Raw genomic sequence first — 19,494 nt, forward strand, 5'->3', positions numbered from 1 at the left:
GCTCAGCCGCCACCGACGACGATGGCCTCTGCGGGTGCCGGTGCTGTACCGGGCGTCAGGGCCGGCTCCGTCAGCCCCTCGACCAGCTTGCGCTCAACCTCGGCTCGGCGCTCGGCGTCGGGATCCAGGGTCAGGACGCGCGTCCACTGCCACTGGGCCTCGCGCTGGCGACCGACCTGCCAGTAGGCGTCGCCCAGGTGGTCGTTGATCTCGGCGTTTCCCGGCTCCTTTTCGACGGCTTCCTGCAGGGTCGTAACCGCTGTCTCGTACTGCCCTTGCCGGTACTGGGCCCAGCCGAGGGAGTCCTGGATATTGCCGTCCTCGGGCGCGGCGGCATGGGCGCGGGCCAGCATCTCGGCCCCCTCCTCGACCCGGCGACCGGTGTCGACCCACATATAGCCGAGGAAGTTCAGGATGGTGGCATTGTCCGGGGCGGCCTGAAGCGCCGTCCAGAGCTCGGTTTCCGCCTCATCCAGACGGCCCAGACGTTCCAGCGCCGCCCCGCGCTGGAAGTGGATCAGGGGGTGCTGGTCCGCTGTATTGATCGTGGGACGATTGAGGACACCCAGCGCCTCCTCGGTGAAGCCCATGCCCAGCAACTGGCCCGACAGCGCCAGGGCCATGCGGGGCTGGTCCGGGGCGGCTGCGTCGGCGCGGCGGAAAGCCGTCAGCGCCTGATCGGGCATCTCGTCGCGCACGAAGCTCTCGCCGATGCTGTACTGCGCCTCGGCATAGATCAGCGGATCGGCGGTGGTCACGGAGCCGAAAGCCTCACGCGCGGGCAGTTCGCGCTCCGCCTTGGCCAGGGCTTCGCCCAGTTCATAGGCGGTCAGATTGTCCGGGCGCAGGCTTTGCGCCAGCCTCAGATAGATGATGGCCAGGTCGCTGGCCTCGGCCTGTCTGGCTCCGCCCGCGATGAAGTTCAGGGCATCAGCCGCAAGGTCGTTCAGGCTGGCCAGGGCGGGCGCGCGTCCCCGGCCGGAAGCGCGTGTACGGGCGGCGACGATGGCCGGGTCTGCAGGTCCGGCGGCCAGGGCGGCGTCATAGACGACGATGGCTTCGTCCTTGCGGCGGCGACGCTCCAGAAAAGCGCCATAGGCCTCGGCGGCGAACCGCGTCCCGATCGGTGTCTCCAGCAACGCCTTGTATTCGACCTCTGCCGCATCGAACTGCCTACGGCGCTCCAGCAGCTGGGCGCGGTTCAGGCGAAGGATGAAGGCGGACGGGTCTTGCGGCGCAACGACAGCGGGGGACAGGGCCGTCAGCCAGTCTCCCGCGCCCGCCGCGACGATCGGTGTCAGAAAGCGCACGCCGACGCCGAAGAAGTCGGAGAATCCGCCTTGCCGGATGATGGCCTGAGCACGCTGGGCGTCTCCGCGCTGCAGCGACTGAACCACATCCGTGAAGCGCCCCGCTTCGGCCAGTTGCGGGGTCTGGCTGACCAGCGGCGTCAGGCGGGCGACCTCATCCAGATCGCCAGCGAACAGCCCCTCGCGGAAGGCCTCGTCGGCCAGGACGGGCTGTTCGGGCACCAGCGACTGGGCCTGCGCCAACAGTGCGGCCCCCGTCGTGCGATCGCCGCGAAAACTGGCCAGACGCCCCGACAAATAGAGGCCGTAGGCCGACTGACCGTCGGCCGTTTCAGGTATCGGCGACCAGACCGCGGGAATGGCGGGTGCCTCCGGCTCTGCGGTCCGGTCGATAGGCGGGGCCTCGACCACGATGGCAGGCGGCAGGACAGCGGGCTCGGCCTGTGTCGGCACGCCAGCGTCCGGCACTTGGGACGCCGGGACATCCTGGGCCAGGGACGGCGCGGCCATCATCAGGGCCACGAGGGCGCAACCGGTCGAGAGCAGGCGAAGCGGGGTCAGGATCATGGGCCCGACCCTTCCCGGCTTATGCGGCAATGGCAAGGCCCGCGATCCCGACGGCGTCACATATTCGGATAGTTGGGGCCGCCGCCGCCCTCGGGCGTCGTCCAGACGATGTTCTGGGACGGATCCTTGATGTCGCAGGTTTTGCAGTGGACGCAGTTCTGGGCGTTGATGACGAAGCGAGGATCCGCCTTGGCCGCCTCGTCGCCATAGACGACCTCGTATACGCCCGCCGGGCAATACAACCGCGCCGGCTCGCCATATTTCGGCAGATTGACCCGGATCGGCACTGACGGGTCCAGCAGCTTCAGATGCGCAGGCTGCTCCTCGGCGTGGTTGGTGTTGGAGATGAACACCGACGACAGCTTGTCGAACGACAGCTTGCCGTCCGGCTTGGGATAGGCGATCGGCTTGTGCCTGGACGCCAGTTCAGTCGAGGCGGCATCCGTCTTCTTGTGCTTCATCGTCCAGGGCACGGCGATGCCGGTCAGGCCGGTGAACCACATCTCGGCCACGCCGAAGGCTCCGCCCAGGGTGGTGCCGAACTTGGTCAGATAGGGCTTGGCGTTCCGGACCGCCTTCAGTTCCTTGTAAACCCAGCTCTTCTCATAGGCGGCCTGGTACTCGACCAGCTGATCGCCCTCGCGCCCGGCCTGAACCGCGTCATAGGCGGCGTCGGCGGCCAGCATGCCGGACTTCATCGCATTGTGGCTGCCCTTGATGCGGGGCACGTTCACGAAGCCGGCGGAGCAGCCGATCAGGGCACCGCCCGGGAACGACAGCCTGGGCACTGACTGGAAACCGCCCTCGGTGATGGCGCGGGCACCGTAGGAGATGCGGGTGCCACCCTCCAGATGCTCGGCGATGGCCGGGTGATGCTTGAAGCGCTGGAACTCGTCGAACGGCGACAGGAACGGGTTCTTGTAGTTCAGGTGCACCACATAGCCGATGGCCACATAGCGGTCGCCGAAATGGTACATGAAGCTGCCGCCGCCGGTGAACTCGTCCAGCGGCCAGCCGGTGGTGTGCTGGGCCAGGCCCGGGCGGTGCTTCTCGGCGGGCACCTGCCACAGCTCCTTCAGGCCGATGCCGAACTTCTGGGGCTCGGCGGTGTCGCACAGGTTGTGGCGGGCCATGATGGTCTTGGCCAGGGAGCCGCGCACGCCCTCGGCGATGAAGACATATTTGCCATGCAGTTCGATGCCGGGCTGGAAGTCATCGGTCGGCTTGCCCTCGCGGTCGATGCCGAAGACACCCGCGACAACGCCCTTCACACGTCCTGAGGGTTCATCCCAGACGACATGACTGGCGGCCATGCCGGGATAGACCTCGACGCCCAGCGCCTCAGCCTGTTCGCCCAGCCAGCGGGATACATTGCCCAGCGAGGCGATGTAGCAGCCGTCATTGTGCATCATCGGCGGCAGCATCATCATCGGCAGCGAGGCCTGACCTGCCGGGCCCAACACCATGAAGCGGTCCTCGGTAACGGGCGTCTCCAGCGGCGCACCGCGCGCCTTCCAGTCGGGGAACAGCTCGTTCAGCGCCTTGGGATCGATGACCGCGCCCGACAGAATGTGTCCGCCGATCTCGGCCGACTTCTCCAGAACGGCGACACTGATTTCCTTGCCGTCCTTTTCCGCCCGCTGCTTCAGGCGGATGGCGGCGGACAGGCCGGCGGGGCCGCCGCCGACGATGACGACGTCATACTCCATGACCTCGCGCTCGACGCCGGTCAGGGCCTCATTGGCGGGCAGTTTGTCGATGATCGCGTCCTGCCAGGCATTGGTGGCACCGCCTTCGATCACGTCTTCGGCCATGGGGATTTCCTCGTGGTCAGTATAGTCTTGTCGTTTTCCGCTTATCGGAAGGTGACGCAAGGGTGGTCAAGGACTATCGCTATCTGCGAGCCCATGACCCCTGCCGCCCTGGACATTGCCGCGACCGAAAGCTTGCTCGCCTTCTGGCGCGATGCGGGGGTGGACGGCTGCTATGAGGACGCCCCGGTCGACCGGACCCATGTCGAGCTGCCGCCTGCCCGCAAGGCGGTTCTGAAGGCCACCTCGGCGGTCGTGGCCGCCCCCGACAGCGCCGAATGCGCCCAGCAGGCCCGGGCCCTGGCCGCCGAGGCCATGACACTGGACGCTCTGGTCGCCGTCGCCGCCACCTTCGACGGCTGCGGGCTGAAGCGTCAGGGGGCGCGGCGGGCCGTGGTCGGATCGGGGCCGGACGACGCCAGCCTGCTGGTCATCGGCAATGCGCCGGGCGAGGCGGAGGACAGTTCGGGCGAGGTCTTCGCCGGACGAGCGGGCCGGATGTTCGACCGCATGCTGATCGAATCGGGACTGGCGGATCGGACATGGAAGATGAACAGCGTCTTCTGGCGACCACCGGGCGACCGGGCCCCAGCCCCCGAGGAACAGGCCGCCTGCCTGCCGTTTCTGGAGCGCGCGCTGGAAATCCTTAAGCCTCGCGCAGTGCTGTTGCTGGGCGCGGCCCCGGCGCGGGCGGTGCTGGGCGCGACGGGCAATGTGATGGGCCTGCGCGGGACCTGGCAGGACTGGCGACTGCACGAGGGCGCGGTGTCAGCTCCGGCACTGGTCACATTGAACCCTGCCTTTCTGCTGAAACAGCCCCAGGCCAAGGCTATGGCCTGGGCCGACATGCTGGCGCTGGCGGGGCGTCTCGACGCGGCGACCTGACGGTTCGCCTCACAGGCGACTCAAAACCGCCCGATTCTCGTAACAGATTGACATGTGGCGTGAGGGCGGGTGTCCTCGGGCCTGACGACCGAACGAATAGCGAGCGCTGAACCTGTTTCGAGACGGGTCGGACGCCGCTCCCAGGGGGGCCGCCTGTGCCAGTAGATTTCCGCCGCGCCTGTCTTGCGCCGACGCTCGCCATCGCGCTGTCGGCCCTGACCGGACTGGCGCACGTCCATGCCACCGAAGTCCCGTACGAGGCCGTCGTCGAGGGTGAAGGCCAGGACCGCCGCCCCTCAGCCCTCAGCCAGGCTGACCGTCTCAGCTACACCACCGCCTTCGATGCCCTGCGACGCGGGGACATCGATGCCGCCCGCGCCTCCGCCCGTCAGGCCCAGGACCGCGTCCTGCTGGGCCAGGTCGAGTTTGAAAGCCTTTTCCATCGCGACCACGTCGCCACCTATGACGAACTGGCCGCCTGGCTGGAGCAATACTCCGACCTGTCCACGGCAGATCGGGTCTATAATCTGGCGATGCAGCGCCGCCCCGACGGTGCGCCCGAGCCGCGCCGCCCGGTCAGCGTGGCCCGCACCTGGACCAGTCTGATCGCCGCCGGCGGCAACCGCGAGGCCGATCCGGCCCGCGCCGCCCGCGTCGCCCTGAACCGCGACGACCTGCAAGGGGCGGTGTCACTCGGTGGCCAGATCGGCGACTGGTGGACGGTCGGCCTGGCCCAGTATCGGCTGGGCGACTATGGCCCCGCCATCGAGGCGTTCGAGCGCGTCTATGACGATCCGACCGAAGATGCCTGGGTTCGCGCCGGGGCCGCCTTCTGGGCCGCCAAATCGGCGGGCATGGCCGGTCGCCAGAACCGCATCCAGCCCAATCTGCGCCGCGCAGCCCAGTGGCCCGCCACCTTCTATGGCCAGATCGCCCTGCGCCAGCTGGGCGAGGAACCGGCGATCGAAAACATGGGCCCGGTCCCCTACTCCGCCGTCGCCAGCGTGCGTCAGACATCCTGGGCCGGGGACGACACCTCCGACATCGACAATGCCGAGATGGAGGCCTTTCTACGCGAGGACGCCCAGGCGCGGCGCACCCTCGCCTGGCTCGAGGTCGGGCGGGGCTCCGAGGCGCGCGAGGAACTGCGCACCGGCCTTCGCGGTGCGATCACCGAGCGCGGCCGCCGGATGTGGAGCGCCCTGGGCCGGATGATGGGTCCGCGTCTGGGTGGCCGCGACGACGAGGCCCGCCGCATCAATGCCGACCGTTTCCCCCAGCCGGTGATCGAGCCCGCCGGTGGCTTCACCATCGAACGCTCGCTGGTCTATGCGATCGCGCGCAAGGAAACCGACTTCAACGCCCGCGCCCGTTCGGCGGTCGGCGCTTACGGCCTGATGCAGGTCATGCCCGCGACGGCGGCGGAACTGTCGGGCGACCGGGGCCTGATCAGCAGCCCAGACCGGCTGTTCGATCCCAATCTGAACGCCCAACTGGGTCAGGCCTATGTGAACAAGGTTCTGGCCATGCCGGCGATCAACGGCGACCTGCTGCGCGCCACGGCCTCCTACAATGCCGGGCCAGGGCCGATGGTGGCGGCGGTGCGCAAGCTGGGGCCCAATGCCGATCCCCTGCTGCTGATCGAGACGATCGACGTGCCCCAGGCGCGCGAATATGTCGAAAAGGTCGTGGCCGCCTACTGGATCTATCAGCGCATGAACGGGCGGCCGCTGCACACGCTGGACGCCGTGGCCTCAGGCGCGTCGCTGGTGCCACTCAGCCTGGACTATGTGGCCCCGCCGCCGATGCCGGCCCAGCCGGTCGACTATGCCCAGGCCCAGGTGCCTGCGGGCAGCCAGTAAGCCGGTTCTAGATCACGCTCGCCAGCAGAAGCGCCGGCAGGCAGCAGGCCACCACGATCAACAGCCCATAGACCATCAGGCTGGGGCGACGGGCGGCGGGCTGAGGCACGGGGACGGTCATGATAACACCTGAACGCGGAAGCGTTGCGAAGGTGCCAGCCTAGCGTGACCCTCTTAAGGCCAAGTTTGTCGGCGGAGTTAACGCTCAGCTTGTAGCGGTCGCGGTCTTGGCTGGCGAACGAGCGCGAGTACAAGTGCCGCCGACATCAGCTTTGCAATCCGAGGCCAAAGACTGCTTCCGACCCATCGGAGACCTTAGGCGGTTCGTGCTTTTGCCGCTGCACGCAAAATCTCCTCCACCGCTCCCTCAAATTCACTGACAGCAATCGGGTCCATATCACGATAATCGGCAGGGCCGCTGAACCAGTTGTGATGGCGGCCTATCCGGTGGAGTTGCCGGGCCGCAGCCTCGACCTCGATGTCAGAAAACTTTTGTTCCATCCGGCAAGCATTCCCCCAAAATGGCTCTTGAGCAACCGAGCAGGTCACCCCGCCTCTGCCCCACCCATCCGGCTCCACTCCAGAAAGTCCGGCTGAGCCAGCAGCGTCTCGCAGTATTCGGCCGCCGTCCCGTCATCCCCATGCGCGGCCAGGTCGATCTGGTAATGCCGGAACCGCGTCGCCACCGGGGTGAAGAAGGCGTCGGGGATGGACCATTCGCCGAACAGGTATGGCCCGCCCTGGCCGAAGCGGGCGCGCATGGTGCGGAAGATTTCGACCAGTCGGCGCACGTCGGCGGCGACCGCCTCGCTGGTCGGGGGCGGGGCCCGGTCGGGGCCGACCATGGTGTGGATCACGCCCGCCGCGTCCGGCCCCATGCCGCATTCGCTGCGCAGGGCCATGAAGGATGAGTGCATCTCGCACGCCACCGACCGCGCCAGCCAGCGGGCGTGGGCGTCCGTGGGCCACAGCTTCGCCTCCGGATACCGCTCGGCGCACCAGACGCTGATGGCCATGGAATCCCAGATCGTCACCCCGTCCACAACCAGCAGCGGCACCTTGCCCGACGGCGACACCCGGTCCAGCTCCTCGCGATAGCGGGGGCCATACAGCGCCACCTCGCGCATCGTGAACTCGGCCCCGCACCGCTTCAGCACCAGCCAGGGCCGCAGCGACCAGGTGGAAAAGGCGATGTTTCCGACGATCAGTTCCATGGTTCGCTCCTCGATTCCTTGACAGGCTCGCTGCCGACAGCCTTTAGACGCCCCCATGATCACGCGCTATTCCCGCCCCGCCGCCGTCGCCATCTGGTCGCAAGAGACCAAATACCGGATCTGGTTCGAGATCGAAGCCCATGCCGCTAGCAAGATGGCGCAGCTGGGCACCATCCCGGCCAGCGCGGCCGAGGCCATCTGGGCCAAGGGCAAGGACGTCACCTTCGACGCCGACCGCATCGACGAGATCGAGCGCACCACCAAGCATGACGTCATCGCCTTCCTGACCCATGTGTCGGAAATCGTGGGCGAAGAGGCGCGGTTCCTGCACCAGGGGATGACGTCGTCCGACGTGCTGGACACCTGTTTCGCCGTGCAGCTGGCGCGGTCGTCAGACCTGTTGATCGAGGGCGTCGAGCGGGTTCTGGCCGCGCTGGAGACACGTGCCAAGGAGCACAAATTAACGCCCTGCGTCGGCCGCAGCCACGGCATCCATGCCGAGCCGGTGACCTTCGGCCTGAAACTGGCAGGCTATCACGCCGAGTTCCAGCGGGCGAAGCGCCGCCTGATCACCGCGAAAGAAGAGATCGCCACCTGCGCCATCTCCGGCGCGGTCGGAACCTTTGCCAATGTCGATCCGGCGGTGGAACAGTATGTCGCCGACCAGATGGGTCTGGCGGTCGAGCCCGTGTCGACCCAGGTCATCCCGCGCGACCGTCACGCCGCCTTCTTTGCGGCCCTGGGCGTCGTGGCCAGTTCGGTCGAGCGGCTGGCTATCGAAATCCGCCATCTGCAGCGCACCGAAGTCCTCGAGGCCGAGGAGTTCTTCGACAAGGGCCAGAAGGGCTCGTCGGCCATGCCGCACAAGCGCAACCCCATCCTGACCGAGAACCTGACCGGCCTGGCCCGTCTGGTCCGCTCGGCCGTGACGCCCGCGATGGAGAACGTCGCCCTGTGGCACGAGCGGGACATCAGCCACTCCTCGGTCGAGCGCGGCATCGGGCCGGACGCGACTATCCACCTGGACTTCGCCCTGCACCGCTTGGCCAATGTGGTCGAGCGGCTGAACGTCTATCCCGAGAACATGCAGAAGAATCTCGATCTGCTGGGCGGGCTGGTGCATTCGCAACGCGTCATGCTGGCCCTGACCCAAGCCGGTGTGTCGCGCGAGGACGCCTATGCCGCGGTTCAGGAGAACGCCATGAAGGTCTGGCGCGGCGAGGGCCGGTTCCTGGACTTCCTGAAGGCCGACGCCCGCGTGACCCTGCCGACCGAGCAACTGGAGGCCCTGTTCGACGTCGGCTACCACACCAAACACGTCGACACCGTCTTTAACCGGGTCTTCGGCGCGGGCTGATGGCGAACCCGCCGATCCGTCTCAATCCCAAGCTGGATGTCGCGGCGGCAGCGGAGGCTTATCGCCGTGACGGCTGGGTCCAGGTCGCGGATGTGTTCGAGGGCGAGACGGCGGAGTATCTGGCAAAGATACTGGAGACCGGCATCGACTGGGACCTGGCCTTTCAGGGCGAGGATGGCCGGCCGGCCGTCCTGACCCGCCAGCAGGTCGTGGCCCAGGGCGACGCCGCCCTGCAGCAACAGCTTCGCGGAATGATGACGCGGGCGGGCACGGGATACGGCTTTCTGTACCTGACCTACCCCCTGATCACGGCCTATCTGACCCGGCGTGATCCGGGCCATCCAGTGCACGCCATCACCGAGTTCCTGAACGACGCCTTCGTGCAGCTGGGCATTGCCATCACGGGCCGCGCCGACATCGCCAAGGCCGACGGTCAGCTGACCCGCTACCGCCCCGGCGACTTCATCGGCCTGCACAACGACGTGGGATCCGAGGCCAGCGACAGGCTGGTAGCCTATACCTTGGGCTTGACCCGCACCTGGCGCGCCGACTGGGGCGGGCAGTTGCTATTCCATGATGCGGCGGGCGATGTGATCCGTGGCCACGCCCCGCGCTGGAACACTCTGACGCTGTTCTCGGTGCCGCAGTATCATTCCGTCGCACCGGTCGCGGCCTATGCCCAGGGCCCGCGCCTGTCCGTCGTCGGCTGGCTGAGAAATGCCGGGCGCTGAGGCGTCCGCCCGCAAGCGCGCCTTCGATCCCGTCGTCGATGCGAACACCCGCCTGTTGATCCTGGGGAGTTTGCCGGGCGAGGCGTCGCTGAAGGCGGGCCAGTATTATGCGCATCCGCAGAATGGGTTCTGGCGGCTGATCGGAGGCGTGATCGGCCATCCAGATCTCGCTGGCCAGCCCTATGGGGAACGGCTGAGTATCCTGAAGGCTCACGGCATTGGCCTGTGGGACGTGATCGCCGAGGCGGAGCGAATCGGCAGTCTGGACACCGCCATCCGCCTACCTGTCCACGCTGATCTCAACGGTCTGGTCGCGGCCCTGCCCCAGCTCAAAGCCATCGCCTTCAATGGCGGCAAGGCGGCACGTGAGGGGGCGCGGGTGCTGGGGCCGGAGGTGGGGCAGATCGTCCGCCTGACCCTACCGTCATCCAGTCCGGCGATGGCGCGGACGCTGGCCTGGAAGGCGGAACGCTGGGCAGTTCTCAGCCCGTATGTGCGAATGCCCCACGCCGCACGTGATCACATGTCGCACCCGAAAACGTGATCGATCGCGCATCCTTTTGATCGCTGGTTCGTCTCTTACACGACGCCGCCACTCTGAGAGCGGCCGATCAGGAGAGAAGCCCATGAATACCCGCATGATTACCTTGACCGTAGCCTCGATGGCCGTTCTCGGCCTCGCCGCCTGCAGCAGCCCCGAATCCGCTGAACCGGCCACCGACGCCATGTCGGCCGAAGGCGCGATGGCCCCCGCCACTGACAGCATGGCGCCCGCCGCAGCCACGGGCACCATCGTCGCCACCGCCCAGGGCAACAGCGACTTCAGCACCTTGGTCAGCGCCGTCCAGTCCGCTGAACTGGTCGAAACCCTGAATGGTGCCGGCCCCTTCACCGTGTTCGCGCCGACCAACGCGGCGTTCGAGAAGGTTCCGGCCGCCACGCGTGAAACCCTGATGTCGCCGGCCGGCAAGGCGGATCTGACCAAGATCCTGACCTATCACGTCGTCCCCGGTAACGTGACGGCCGCAGCCCTGACCGAGCAGATCACGGCCGGTGGCGGCTCCGCCACCTTGACCACCGTTGAAGGCGGCACTCTGACCGCCCGTGCCGGTGCTGACGGCTCCGTCACCCTGACGGACGAAAACGGCGGCACCTCGCGCGTCGTCCAGGCCGACGTGGCCGCGACCAACGGCGTGATCCACGCCATCGACACGGTCGTGATGCCGAACTAACCGCGTCCTCCCCGGACAGCAGAAAGGGCCGCTCCGGCAACGGAGCGGCCCTTTTTTCATGTCTGCGATGTCGGCCTATTCGCCGCTGCGGATCTGCTCGCGGGCGACCGACGACAGCTCGTCCATCTTGCGGCGCACTTCGCCCTCCGTGACGGCGATGCCCGAGCCTTCCAGGTCCTGGGCGATCTTGCGGAAGACGTCTTCTTCGCCCGGCTGTTCGAAGTCGGCCTTCACCACAGCACTGGCATATTGATCCGCGCTGTCGGCGCTGAGGCCCATTTTCTCTGCGGCCCAGAGACCCAGCAGCTTGTTGCGACGGGCGACGGCCTTGAACTCCTGCTCGGCGTCCAGAGCATATTTGGCTTCAAAGCCCTTTTCGCGATCGTCGAAGGTCGTCATGGGGGTCGTCAGGCTCCGGCAGGCGATCCTCAGAGCTCGGACCGCATTCGAGGTGGTCTATAGCCGCCCCGCTTGCGAACGCAACCGGAACCGGATGCAGGCGCACGGATGACAGGCGGACGTGTCGTCGCGGACGCGTTTGTATCGGGACCGGGGTTCCGCTAAAGGTGCCCGCGTCAAATCCCTGCCCGCCGATTCCGGATCGCGCCGCCCAGACGATGGTTCTGGCCGCGCGATTTTCGTTTAAGGCAGGCCCCGTCGGACCCGGTGAATGAACGTCAAGCGCAAGAAGATCTACGAAGGCAAGGCCAAGATCCTGTACGAGGGACCCGAGCCCGGCACCCTGATCCAGTATTTCAAGGACGACGCCACCGCCTTCAACGGCGAGAAGAAGGCTCAGCTTGAGGGCAAGGGCGTCATCAACAACCGCATCAGCGAGTTCGTGATGAGCCGCCTGAACGGCATCGGCGTCACCAACCACTTCATCAAGCGGCTGAACCTGCGCGAGCAGCTGATCCGCGAGGTCGAGATCATCCCGCTGGAGGTCGTCTGCCGCAACGTCGTGGCCGGCTCGATGAGCAAGCGACTGGGCATCGACGAGGGCACGCCCCTGCCCCGCTCGATCATCGAATTCTATCTCAAGAAGGACGAGCTCAACGACCCGATGGTCACTGAAGAGCATATCACCGCCTTCAACTGGGCCTCGACCCAGGAACTGGATGACATCCTGGCCACGACCGTGCGCGTGAACGACTATCTGTCGGGCATGTTCGGGGCCGTCGGCATCACCCTGGTGGACTTCAAGATCGAGTTCGGCCGGATCTGGGAAAACGACTTCAGCCGCGTCATCCTGGCCGACGAGATCAGCCCCGACAGCTGCCGCCTGTGGGACACCACGACGGGTGAGAAGCTGGACAAGGACCGCTTCCGCCGCGATCTGGGCGGCGTGATCGAAAGTTATACCGAGGTGGCGCGCCGCCTGGGGATCATGAAGGACATGCCGACTGTGATTCAGGGGGGACTGCACTGATGGCCAAGGTGAAAGCACACATCTTCCTGAAGCCCGGCGTCCTGGACGTTCAGGGCAAGGCCGTCGAAGGGGCCCTGCACGGCCTGGGCTGGACCGGCGTGTCCGGAGCCCGCGTCGGCAAGCTGATCGAGTTCGACCTGGACGGCGTCGAAGACCCCGCCGCCGAGGCGAAGAAGATGTGCGAGCAACTGCTGGCCAACACCGTTATCGAAAGCTACCGCATCGAGGTGGCGTGAAGCGCGGGGTCAAACTTCTGGTGGCTCTGTTCGTACTGGCCGGGTGCCTGATCTTCGCCGGGGCGCTGGCCGGTGGGCTGATGGACGACCGTGCCTTCACCCAGCAGGCCAAGGACGCGGCACACTGAGGGCGTTGGTGCGTTAGTGTTCGTTCCCAACATTTACGCGAGGCCCTCATGACCTTCACCCTGACCTCCAACGACATCACTGACGGCGGCCTGCTGCCAGATGCTCAGGTTCAGGCGAAGGGCAATACCTCGCCCCATCTGACTTGGTCCGGTGCGCCTGAGGGCACGAAAAGCTACGCCATCACCGTCTATGACCCCGACGCGCCGACCGGCTCGGGCTTCTGGCACTGGACGGTCGCCAATATTCCGGCGGATGTGACCGAGTTGGAGACCGGCGCGGGCTCATCCGGCGGCCACCTGCCCATGCGTGCTATTCAGGGCCGCACCGACTTCGGTCAGGCCGGTTTCGGCGGGGCCGCTCCGCCCGCCGGTCATGGTCCGCACCGCTACATCTTCACGGTGTTCGCCGTCGACACGGACTCGCTGGATGTGACCGCCGACGATTCCGGCGCGGTGTTCGGCTTCAACCTGCATTTCCACACCCTGGCGAAGGCCTCGATCACGGCGACTTACGAGAACAAGGGCTGACACCTGACAGGGCGCGCGAAGCCTGCTAAACGCCCGCGCCATGAGCGCAGCCGTCATCGTCTTCCCCGGGTCCAACTGTGATCGCGACTGCAAGGTCGCCATCGAACGCTCCACAGGCGAGCGCGTGGATATGGTCTGGCATCAGGATACGGAGTTGCCGTCTGGCCTCGACCTGATCGTCCTGCCGGGCGGCTTTTCCTACGGAGACTATCTGCGGTGCGGGGCCATGGCGGCGCAGTCGCCCGTCATGCAGGCGGTGAAGAAGGCGGCGGATGATGGCGTCGCGGTGCTGGGTATCTGCAACGGCTTCCAGATCCTTTGCGAGGCCGGGATGCTGCCGGGTGCCCTGCTGCGCAACAGCGGGCTGAAATATGTGTGCAAGCCCATCAGCCTGACGGTCGCCAATGGCCAGACCCGCTTCACGGCCGGCTATCAGGGCCAGCGCGAAGTCATCATGACCCAGGGCAACGGTGACGGAAACTACTTCGCCGAGCCGGAAACCCTGGCCCGCATCGAGGGCGAGGGCCAGGTCGTGTTCCGCTATATCGACAACCCCAACGGTTCGATGGCCGACATTGCCGGCCTCCAGAACGCGCGAGGCAATGTGCTGGGCATGATGCCACACCCGGATCGCGCCTTCGAGGAGGAGCTTGGCTCCGCCGACGGCGCGACCCTGTTCCGCAGCATCATGGATGCGGCCTAGGCGAGATCAGTCCGGTTTGCCGTCTGCGTTATTGCCGGCAGGATGGACCGTCTCTTCGTAGTCCGCGTCATTGGCTTCGATGATCGCGTCCTCGTCGTCGCGTGATTGGACGTCGCCGGCGTCTCGCTGGGCGGCCAGTTCGCGGGCACCGATGCCCAGGCCCTGTTCGCGGCCTCGGGTGGCGGAGACTTCGTCGGTTTCGAAGACGGGTTTTTCGTCGGCCATGGTCGTTCTCCTGAGTGTCCAGCCTTAACCGCTGGCGTACAGGGCGGTTCCGCATGCGCGGGGGTGAACCTTTGCCGTTCCTGTGCGTATTGGCGGCACGTCGATATCTCCGCCGGAGCGCGCCCATGTCCATCCTTCGTCCCAGCTCGTCCCAGATGACCCGCCGCCTGATCGTGCTGGCGACGGTCGTCTTCGCCATCGCCATCTCCCAGGTGCAGATGTTCATGGGATGGGGTCAGACGGCGCAGGAGTTCTCGGCCGACAGCGACACGACGTTGAAGGTCGCGGGTTATGCCTTCGCCATCTGGGGCGTGATCTACGCAGGGCTGCTGGTCTATGCGATCCGCCAGGCCTTGCCCCAGACGGGCGAGAGCGAGATGATCAACCGGTTCGGCTGGCCGTCGATCCTGGCGTTTCTGGGCATCGGCTGGTGGATCGTGGCGGCGGCTTTCGACTGGGAGCTGGCGACCATCGTGCTGATCTTCGGCTCTTTGATCGTGCTGCTGATTCCGATGCTGACCGGTGCCCATGCCATCCGCGCCCTGTCGCGCGCCGACCGCGACCGCTGGATGACCGTCTGGCCGCTCAGCCTGCTGGCAGGCTGGCTGACCGTGGCAGCCTCTTTGAACCTGATTACCGTCGCGACCGGCAACGGCGACCTGCCGACCATGCTGTCTCCGACGCTCTGGGCAGCCCTGGCTATCGTCGTCGTGGTGGCCGTCGCCCTACTGGTGACGTGGCGCGTACGCACCATCGCCTATTCCCTGCCCATCGCCTGGGGCCTGCTGGGGGCCTTCGTGGCAGAGCAGGAACGCAACATGCCCCTGGCCATGATCGGCCTGGCAGCGGGTGTCGTTGTGCTGATCGGGGCGATCCTTCTGGCCTTCCGGCTGAAGTCGGGCGTCGACCGGGCGGTTTAGGCGCACGGCGGCTGACAGCGGGGCCGACACCCGCTATGACGCCCGCCCATGAGCGCATCTGAAAAGACCCCCACCCCGTCGATGGCCGAGCTGGCCGCCGAATACGGCCTGGCTCCCAACGAATATCAGGTCGTCCTCGACCGGCTGGGGCGCGAGCCCAACCATGTCGAGCTCGGCGTCTTCTCAGTCATGTGGTCCGAGCACTGCTCCTACAAATCGTCCAAGATCCATCTGGGCAAGTTCCCGACCACCGGGCCGCGCGTCATCTGTGGTCCCGGCGAGAATGCCGGGGTGATCGACATCGACGACGGTGATGCCTGCATCTTCAAGATGGAAAGCCACAATCACCCCAGCTTCATCGAACCCTATCAGGGTGCGGCGACGGGCGTGGGCGGCATCATGCGTGACGTCTTCACCATGGGGGCGCGCCCCGTGGCCCTGCTGAACGCCCTGCGCTTCGGCGATCCGTCGCACGAGAAGACGAAGCGGCTGGTCAAGGGCGTCGTCTCCGGCATCGGCGGCTATGGCAACTGCGTCGGCGTGCCGACCGTGGCGGGCGAGACCAATTTCCACAGCGGCTATAACGGCAACATCCTGGTCAACGCCATGTGCGTGGGCCTCGCCAAGGCCGATGCCCTGTTCTATTCGGCCGCGCCTGCGCCGGGCCTTTCGGTGGTCTATTTCGGCTCCAAGACCGGCCGCGACGGCATTCACGGCGCGACCATGTCCTCGGCCGAATTCGATGATGAGTCGGACAGCAAACGCCCCACGGTGCAGGTCGGCGATCCCTTCGCCGAAAAGCTGCTGATCGAGGCGACGCTGGAGCTGATGGCTTCCGGTGCCGTCGCCGCCATCCAGGACATGGGGGCGGCGGGTCTGACCAGCTCCTCCGTCGAAATGGCCGGCAAGGGCGGCGTCGGCATTGAGCTGAACATGGATGCCGTGCCCCAGCGCGAGGAGGGCATGACCGCCTATGAGATGATGCTGTCGGAAAGCCAGGAGCGGATGCTGGCGGTCCTGAAGCCGGGCCGCGAGGAAGACGGCCACCGCATCTTCAAGAAATGGGGCCTGGACGCCGCCGTCATCGGCCAGACGACCGACACGGGTCGCCTGGTCCTGAAGCATCATGGCGAGACCGTTTGCGATGTGCCGCTGGCCCCGCTGTTCGACGATGCGCCGCTCTATGACCGCCCTTGGGTCCAGCCGGAGCTTCAACCCCGCCTGACGCCCGCCGAGGTGCCCGCGCCCGACAGCTGGGTCGATGCGGTGATCAAGGTGGTGACCTGCCCCGACATGGCCTCCAAGCGCTGGATCTGGGAACAGTACGACCGCCACGTCATGGCAGACACCCTGCACGATTCCGCCACGGCGGCCGATGCGGGCGTGGTTCGCGTGCACGGCACGGACAAGGGTCTGGCCGTCACCTCCGACTGCACCCCGCGCTATGTCCAGGCCGACCCCTATGAAGGTGGCAAACAGGCGGTAGCCGAAGCCTGGCGCAACCTGACCGCGGTCGGCAGCCGCCCCATCGCCATCACCGACAATCTGAACTTCGGCAACCCGCAGCGCCCCGAAATCATGGGCCAGATCGTCCGCGCCATCGACGGCATGGCCGAGGCCTGCCGCGTGCTGGACTTCCCGGTCGTGAGCGGAAACGTGTCGCTCTACAACGAGACCAATGGCGTCGCCATTCCGCCGACCCCGACCGTCGGGGCCGTGGGCCTGCTGAGCAACTACGACATCGTCACCGGCTTCGGCACCATGGCCGAGGGCGATGTGCTGGTGCTGATCGGCGAGACGCATGGAGAGCTGGGCTCGTCCATCTATCTGCGCGACGTGCTGGGCCGCGAAGAAGGCGCACCGCCGCCCGTCGATCTGGCGCTGGAGCGCAAGACGGGCGACTTCGTGCGCGGCCTGATCGAGGGCGGAGACCTGACCTGTGTTCACGACCTGTCCGATGGCGGCTTGATCGGTGCGGCGGCGGACATCGCCCTGGCCAGCGACTGCGGCGTCGAGCTGGACGCCTCCAGCCACGACCACGCCCACTTCCTGCTGTTTGGCGAGGACCAGGCCCGTTATCTGGTCGCCGTCACCGACCCGGTCAGCCTGATCGCCAGGGCGCAGGAGGCCGGGTTGCACGCCTCCGTCGTCGGCCGGGCCCGTGGCACCGACTTCGCCTCGACCGGCAAGGGCGGCGACCTGTTCCGCCTGCCGCTGGAACACCTGCGCGAAATGCACGAAAGCTGGATGCCGAACTGGATCGAAGGTTGAACATGCGCCTGCATACCATCGCCGCTCTGTCTCTATTGGCCCTGAGCGTGACCGCTTGCGAAGGCGGCGGCGATCCTGTCCAGCAGGCCTTGCGCGACGCCTCGTCCGAGCGGCAAGCGGCGACCGTCGTCGATGGTGAAGTGTCCGGTCCCGCCCCGGTCGACCATGCCGCCATGGGCCACGGCGCTGCTGCGACACCCGGCAACCAGGCCTTCGCCGCCTCCGAAACCGAGATGCACCGCCTGATGGCAGAGGCATCCGGCGAGACCGTGGATGAAGCCTATATCGCCAAGATGATTGCCCACCACGAAGGGGCCGTCGCCATGGCCCAGGTGGCCCTGCGTGAAAGCCAGGACCCCGAGATCCGCCGTATGGCCCTGGCCGTCATCGACGCCCAGACCCGCGAGATCGCGGAGATGAAGGCTTGGCGACCGACCCAGTAAGGACCGTCACATTTCCGGGCTAGGTGCACAACTTCAGCCTGGAGTGCGCCCATGCGTCCGATCGATTCCCTGTCCCGTCGCGGCCTGTTGCTCAGCCTCGGCGCCGGTGGTGCCCTGGTCAGCGGCGGTGCGCTGGCCCAGGAAAACACCCGGCGCATGGCCGGGCCGGTGTTCGCCGAATATCCGTTCCAGCTGGGCATCGCCTCGGGCGATCCGTTGCCGGACGGGTTCGTGATCTGGACCCGTCTGGCCCCCCGCCCGCTGGAGATCGGCCATGGCATGCCCAGCCAGCCCACGCTGGTGAACTGGGAAGTCGCCTCCGACCGTGGCTTCAACACCGTGGTCCGCAGCGGCGAAGCGGTTGCACGCCCCGAACTGGCCCACTCCGTTCACGTCGAGGTCGGGGGACTGGAGCCCGGTCGTGACTATTTCTATCGCTTTACGGCCGGGCGCGAACGCTCGCCTTCGGGTCGGGCGAAGACGGCCCCGGCGGCGGGCGCTCAGGTCGCACAGGCCCGCTTCGGCATCGTCGGCTGCCAAGCCTATGAGCAGGGATTCTACACCGCCCACCGCAAGATCGCCGAGGAGAACCTGGACTTCGTCTTCTGCTACGGCGACTACATCTATGAGGGGCGCGGCAACCGCACCTACACCGGCTCCGGCGGCACGATGGACAATCCCCGCCAGCATCTGGGCGGCGAAATCTATTCGCTGGACGACTACCGCCGCCGCTATGCCCAGTACAAGCTGGACACTGACCTGCAGGCCAGCCACGCCGCCACCTCCTGGTTCTGCACCTGGGACGACCACGAAACCGACAATAACTGGACCGCCGCCCTGGATCAGGACGGCACCCCGCCCGAGGTGTTCAACCTGCGGCGGCAGGCGGCAGCCCAGGCCTATTACGAAAACATGCCTCTACGGCGTTCATCCTTCCCGACGGGCGCGGCTATCCAGCTTTATCGCCACGCGACCTGGGGCAATTTGCTGGACCTGAACTTTCTCGACACGCGCCAGTTCAGGACCGCCATCCCGTGCGACGGCACCTGGGCCTCGACCTGCGATGCGGTGCGTGACCCGGCAGCCCAGGTCATGGGCGAGGCGCAGGAACAGTGGCTGTATCGCAATCTGGATCGCACTCAGGCGCACTGGAAGGTCCTGGCCCAGCAGATCATGGTCATGGACCTGGACCGCAAGGAGGGGCCCGAGCCCGGCTACAACCTGGACACCTGGGCCGGATACGCCATCCCGCGCCAGCGGCTGCTGGATCGTCTGCGTGAGCGCCGGATCGACAATACCGTCATCCTGACCGGCGACGAGCACCAGAACTATGCCGGTGAACTTTACCGCGACAGCCGCAACCCGGAGGGGTCTCCGATAGCCTCGGAGTTCGTCACCACCTCGATCAGTTCGTCCGGCGACGGCCAGGACCAGCGCGCCGATGGCCGCCGCTATCTCGCCGATAACCCCTTCCTGAAGTTCAACAACGCCCAGCGCGGCTATGTCGTCTGCGACATCACCCCCGAACGCTGGCAGACCGAGTTCAAGGTGCTGGACAAGGTGTCGGACAAGGGCGGAACCCTGACAACGCGGGCCAAGTTCGCGGTGGCCAGCGGCGATGCACGGGTCGTGGCCGCCTGAT

General features: G+C 66.6%; 21 protein-coding genes. 15 read left to right on the plus strand and 6 right to left on the minus strand.

What is annotated here, in order from left to right; all coding sequences use genetic code 11:
- Nucleotides 1-2: 2 nt before the first annotated feature.
- Together AC4PRM_RS07180 and AC4PRM_RS07185 are read right to left on the minus strand one after the other, a co-directional pair.
- Complete coding sequence (locus tag AC4PRM_RS07180; RefSeq protein ID WP_492039328.1) at nucleotides 3-1,877, minus strand: tetratricopeptide repeat protein; 1,875 nt, start codon at nucleotides 1,875-1,877, stop codon at nucleotides 3-5.
- Between the two features lie 56 nt (nucleotides 1,878-1,933).
- Nucleotides 1,934-3,586: an electron transfer flavoprotein-ubiquinone oxidoreductase gene (locus AC4PRM_RS07185; RefSeq protein ID WP_492039539.1), complete on the minus strand. Its 1,653-nt coding sequence runs from the start codon at nucleotides 3,584-3,586 to the stop codon at nucleotides 1,934-1,936.
- A gap of 198 nt (nucleotides 3,587-3,784) precedes the next feature.
- Here AC4PRM_RS07185 and AC4PRM_RS07190 point away from each other — a divergent pair, with 198 nt between their 5' ends.
- Complete coding sequence (locus tag AC4PRM_RS07190) at nucleotides 3,785-4,573, plus strand: uracil-DNA glycosylase (protein WP_492039329.1); 789 nt, start codon at nucleotides 3,785-3,787, stop codon at nucleotides 4,571-4,573.
- A 155-nt stretch (nucleotides 4,574-4,728) separates the two neighbouring features.
- On the plus strand, nucleotides 4,729-6,435 hold the full coding sequence (locus AC4PRM_RS07195; protein WP_492039330.1) for a lytic transglycosylase domain-containing protein: 1,707 nt from the start codon (nucleotides 4,729-4,731) through the stop codon (nucleotides 6,433-6,435).
- Nucleotides 6,436-6,750: 315 nt separating this feature from the next.
- Here the strand turns inward: AC4PRM_RS07195 and AC4PRM_RS07200 are convergent, their stop codons facing one another.
- Together AC4PRM_RS07200 and AC4PRM_RS07205 are read right to left on the minus strand one after the other, a co-directional pair.
- The gene (locus AC4PRM_RS07200; RefSeq protein WP_492039331.1) at nucleotides 6,751-6,936 is read right to left on the minus strand and encodes a hypothetical protein; all 186 of its coding nucleotides are present in this window, start codon (nucleotides 6,934-6,936) and stop codon (nucleotides 6,751-6,753) included.
- Nucleotides 6,937-6,980: 44 nt separating this feature from the next.
- Nucleotides 6,981-7,649: a glutathione S-transferase gene (locus tag AC4PRM_RS07205; protein ID WP_492039332.1), complete on the minus strand. Its 669-nt coding sequence runs from the start codon at nucleotides 7,647-7,649 to the stop codon at nucleotides 6,981-6,983.
- A gap of 55 nt (nucleotides 7,650-7,704) precedes the next feature.
- On the opposite strand from AC4PRM_RS07205, the gene purB reads away from it, so the two are divergent.
- The 4 genes from purB (at nucleotide 7,705) to AC4PRM_RS07225 (ending at nucleotide 10,969) form a co-directional block, all read left to right on the plus strand.
- Nucleotides 7,705-9,006, plus strand: a complete 1,302-nt coding sequence (purB, locus tag AC4PRM_RS07210; RefSeq protein WP_492039333.1) for an adenylosuccinate lyase — start codon at nucleotides 7,705-7,707, stop codon at nucleotides 9,004-9,006.
- Nucleotides 9,006-9,737 (plus strand): 2OG-Fe(II) oxygenase, encoded by a 732-nt coding sequence (locus AC4PRM_RS07215; protein WP_487922608.1) that lies wholly within the window; start codon nucleotides 9,006-9,008, stop codon nucleotides 9,735-9,737. The genes purB and AC4PRM_RS07215 overlap by 1 nt, the downstream gene beginning before the upstream one ends.
- The gene (locus tag AC4PRM_RS07220) at nucleotides 9,724-10,281 is read left to right on the plus strand and encodes a DNA-deoxyinosine glycosylase (RefSeq protein WP_373257916.1); all 558 of its coding nucleotides are present in this window, start codon (nucleotides 9,724-9,726) and stop codon (nucleotides 10,279-10,281) included. The genes AC4PRM_RS07215 and AC4PRM_RS07220 overlap by 14 nt, the downstream gene beginning before the upstream one ends.
- A gap of 82 nt (nucleotides 10,282-10,363) precedes the next feature.
- Nucleotides 10,364-10,969 (plus strand): fasciclin domain-containing protein, encoded by a 606-nt coding sequence (locus AC4PRM_RS07225; RefSeq protein ID WP_492039334.1) that lies wholly within the window; start codon nucleotides 10,364-10,366, stop codon nucleotides 10,967-10,969.
- 75 nt (nucleotides 10,970-11,044) lie between these two features.
- Here the strand turns inward: AC4PRM_RS07225 and AC4PRM_RS07230 are convergent, their stop codons facing one another.
- The gene (locus tag AC4PRM_RS07230) at nucleotides 11,045-11,368 is read right to left on the minus strand and encodes a DUF1476 domain-containing protein (protein ID WP_292174980.1); all 324 of its coding nucleotides are present in this window, start codon (nucleotides 11,366-11,368) and stop codon (nucleotides 11,045-11,047) included.
- 271 nt (nucleotides 11,369-11,639) lie between these two features.
- Here AC4PRM_RS07230 and purC point away from each other — a divergent pair, with 271 nt between their 5' ends.
- Genes purC through purQ form a run of 5 tightly spaced genes read left to right on the plus strand, consistent with a single transcriptional unit; the run spans nucleotide 11,640 to nucleotide 13,993 of the window.
- Nucleotides 11,640-12,398: a phosphoribosylaminoimidazolesuccinocarboxamide synthase gene (gene purC / locus AC4PRM_RS07235; RefSeq protein WP_373257918.1), complete on the plus strand. Its 759-nt coding sequence runs from the start codon at nucleotides 11,640-11,642 to the stop codon at nucleotides 12,396-12,398.
- The gene (gene purS / locus AC4PRM_RS07240; RefSeq protein ID WP_487922606.1) at nucleotides 12,398-12,634 is read left to right on the plus strand and encodes a phosphoribosylformylglycinamidine synthase subunit PurS; all 237 of its coding nucleotides are present in this window, start codon (nucleotides 12,398-12,400) and stop codon (nucleotides 12,632-12,634) included. Before purC ends, purS begins: the two co-directional genes overlap by 1 nt.
- Nucleotides 12,631-12,762 carry a hypothetical protein gene (locus AC4PRM_RS07245; RefSeq protein ID WP_373257920.1) on the plus strand — a complete coding sequence of 44 codons (132 nt, stop codon included), beginning with the start codon at nucleotides 12,631-12,633 and terminating at the stop codon, nucleotides 12,760-12,762. Before purS ends, AC4PRM_RS07245 begins: the two co-directional genes overlap by 4 nt.
- Before the next feature lie 48 nt (nucleotides 12,763-12,810).
- Nucleotides 12,811-13,290 (plus strand): YbhB/YbcL family Raf kinase inhibitor-like protein, encoded by a 480-nt coding sequence (locus AC4PRM_RS07250; protein WP_373257921.1) that lies wholly within the window; start codon nucleotides 12,811-12,813, stop codon nucleotides 13,288-13,290.
- A gap of 40 nt (nucleotides 13,291-13,330) precedes the next feature.
- Nucleotides 13,331-13,993: a phosphoribosylformylglycinamidine synthase subunit PurQ gene (gene purQ, locus AC4PRM_RS07255; protein ID WP_487922604.1), complete on the plus strand. Its 663-nt coding sequence runs from the start codon at nucleotides 13,331-13,333 to the stop codon at nucleotides 13,991-13,993.
- Nucleotides 13,994-13,999: 6 nt separating this feature from the next.
- Here the strand turns inward: purQ and AC4PRM_RS07260 are convergent, their stop codons facing one another.
- Entirely contained in the window at nucleotides 14,000-14,218 is a 219-nt protein-coding gene (locus tag AC4PRM_RS07260; protein ID WP_492039335.1) for a hypothetical protein, read from the minus strand.
- A gap of 125 nt (nucleotides 14,219-14,343) precedes the next feature.
- Here AC4PRM_RS07260 and AC4PRM_RS07265 point away from each other — a divergent pair, with 125 nt between their 5' ends.
- The 4 genes from AC4PRM_RS07265 to AC4PRM_RS07280 are packed head-to-tail and all read left to right on the plus strand — an operon-like array spanning nucleotide 14,344 to nucleotide 19,493.
- Entirely contained in the window at nucleotides 14,344-15,138 is a 795-nt protein-coding gene (locus AC4PRM_RS07265; RefSeq protein WP_492039336.1) for a TspO-related membrane protein, read from the plus strand.
- Between the two features lie 48 nt (nucleotides 15,139-15,186).
- Nucleotides 15,187-17,409, plus strand: a complete 2,223-nt coding sequence (gene purL, locus AC4PRM_RS07270) for a phosphoribosylformylglycinamidine synthase subunit PurL (protein WP_492039337.1) — start codon at nucleotides 15,187-15,189, stop codon at nucleotides 17,407-17,409.
- Nucleotides 17,410-17,411: 2 nt separating this feature from the next.
- Nucleotides 17,412-17,852 (plus strand): DUF305 domain-containing protein, encoded by a 441-nt coding sequence (locus tag AC4PRM_RS07275; protein WP_492039338.1) that lies wholly within the window; start codon nucleotides 17,412-17,414, stop codon nucleotides 17,850-17,852.
- Nucleotides 17,853-17,903: 51 nt separating this feature from the next.
- Nucleotides 17,904-19,493, plus strand: coding sequence for an alkaline phosphatase D family protein (locus tag AC4PRM_RS07280; protein WP_492039339.1), 1,590 nt, complete (start codon nucleotides 17,904-17,906; stop codon nucleotides 19,491-19,493).
- Nucleotide 19,494 lies beyond the last annotated feature (1 nt).

The sequence above is a fragment of the Brevundimonas sp. DW-iso22 genome, assembly GCF_058725425.1.